General features: G+C 58.6%; 2 rRNA genes (1 of these 2 cut by a window edge). Both read right to left on the minus strand.

The features are described from left to right. Positions 1-1695, minus strand: a 23S ribosomal RNA gene (locus AC3EN4_RS31730); the annotation flags it as partial. Between the two features lie 386 nt (positions 1696-2081). Beyond that, positions 2082-2500: ribosomal RNA gene (locus AC3EN4_RS31735) — 16S ribosomal RNA — on the minus strand (it continues 1096 nt past the right edge of the window).

Below are 2500 nucleotides of genomic sequence, written 5' to 3' on the forward strand. Positions count from 1 at the left end.
CGGCCTACACGCTTACCCCGGCACAACCACCGGCCGGGCTCAGCTACCTTCCTGCGTCACCCCATCGCTTGACTACTACCCGCCAGGTTCCCACGCTCCCCGTCATCCGTCCGAAGACATCCGACAGCTCGGGTGGTTAGCACAACGAGGTTCATCAGGGACGCTCTTTCGCGGGTACGGGAATATCAACCCGTTGTCCATCGACTACGCCTCTCGGCCTCGCCTTAGGTCCCGACTCACCCAGGGCGGATTAGCCTGGCCCTGGAACCCTTGGTCATCCGGCGGAAGGGTTTCTCACCCTTCTTTCGCTACTCATGCCTGCATTCTCACTCGTGCCGCGTCCACAACTGGGTCACCCCGCTGCTTCACCCCCGGCACGACGCTCCCCTACCCATCCACACACCTGCACGGCACATCAAGGCGCCGCGAAGTAAAAATGTGAATGCCACAGCTTCGGCGGTGTGCTTGAGCCCCGCTACATTGTCGGCGCGGAACCACTTGACCAGTGAGCTATTACGCACTCTTTAAAGGGTGGCTGCTTCTAAGCCAACCTCCTGGTTGTCTATGCGACCCCACATCCTTTTCCACTTAGCACACGCTTAGGGGCCTTAGCTGGTGATCTGGGCTGTTTCCCTCTCGACTACGAAGCTTATCCCCCGCAGTCTCACTGCCGCGCTCTCACTTACCGGCATTCGGAGTTTGGCTGATTTCGGTAAGCTTGTGGGCCCCCTAGACCATCCAGTGCTCTACCTCCGGCAAGAAACACGCGACGCTGCACCTAAATGCATTTCGGGGAGAACCAGCTATCACGGAGTTTGATTGGCCTTTCACCCCTAACCACAGGTCATCCCCCAACTTTTCAACGTTGGTGGGTTCGGCCCTCCACGCGGTCTTACCCGCGCTTCAGCCTGCCCATGGCTAGATCACTCCGCTTCGGGTCTAGAGCATGCGACTAAAAACGCCCTATTCAGACTCGCTTTCGCTACGGCTCCCCCACACGGGTTAACCTCGCCACATGCCACTAACTCGCAGGCTCATTCTTCAAAAGGCACGCCGTCACCCCGCAAGGCTCCGACGGATTGTAGGCGAACGGTTTCAGGTACTATTTCACTCCCCTCCCGGGGTACTTTTCACCATTCCCTCACGGTACTCGTCCGCTATCGGTCACCAGGAAGTATTTAGGCTTACCAGGTGGTCCTGGCAGATTCACGGCAGATTTCAGGGGTCCGCCGCTACTCGGGAACACCCACAGAAGACCAACTGCTTTCACCTACCGGACTATCACCGCCTACGGTTGGCTTTTCCACACCATTCGGCTAGCAGCTGGCTTTATAACTCCTCGAGTGCATGTCAGTACACTCAGCGGGGTCCCACAACCCCGACCACGCAACCCCTGACAGGTATCACACGCAGCCGGTTTAGCCTCAATCCGCTTTCGCTCGCCACTACTCACGGAATCACTAATTTGTTTTCTCTTCCTACGGGTACTGAGATGTTTCACTTCCCCGCGTTCCCTCCACACACCCTATGTGTTCAGGTGTGGGTGACACCACATGACTGATGCCAGGTTTCCCCATTCGGACACCCTGGGATCACAGCTCGGTTGACAGCTCCCCCAGGCCTATCGCGGCCTCCCACGTCCTTCATCGGCTCCTGGTGCCAAGGCATCCACCGTTCGCCCTTGACAACTTGACCACAAAGATGCTCGCGTCCACTGTGCAATTCTCAACAAACAACCAACCCACAACCCACAAACCCCACACCAGCAACCACACCCCACAGGGCGCCATCCGGTATGCGAGGCCAGGCCATGCCTGGTGCCAACCCGAGGACTCTCACCTCGAGCAACGGCTCTGAAAGACAACCACCGGTTGTTCTTTCAGGACCCAACAGGGTGCTTACATTCTCCCTCAGCCGCACCAGAATCATGTCCGTTCCCACCACCGGTGAGGGTGGCTGTACTAGGTGATCCCGGCCGTTGCCGAGGACAAACTTGCCAGTGTCTCCGCCATTGAGCACCCCGACCCGACATTCGCGGGCCGCGGGCTCCATACCGGCTTTCACCGGATGGTGCTCCTTAGAAAGGAGGTGATCCAGCCGCACCTTCCGGTACGGCTACCTTGTTACGACTTCGTCCCAATCGCCAGCCCCACCTTCGACGGCTCCCTCCACAAGGGTTGGGCCACCGGCTTCGGGTGTTGCCGACTTTCGTGACGTGACGGGCGGTGTGTACAAGGCCCGGGAACGTATTCACCGCAGCGTTGCTGATCTGCGATTACTAGCGACTCCGACTTCACGGGGTCGAGTTGCAGACCCCGATCCGAACTGAGACCGGCTTTTTGGGATTCGCTCCACCTCACGGTATCGCAGCCCATTGTACCGGCCATTGTAGCATGCGTGAAGCCCTGGACATAAGGGGCATGATGACTTGACGTCATCCCCACCTTCCTCCGAGTTGACCCCGGCAGTCTTCGATGAGTCCCCGCCATAACGCGCTGGC

The sequence above is a fragment of the Micromonospora sp. bgisy143 genome (assembly GCF_057708145.1).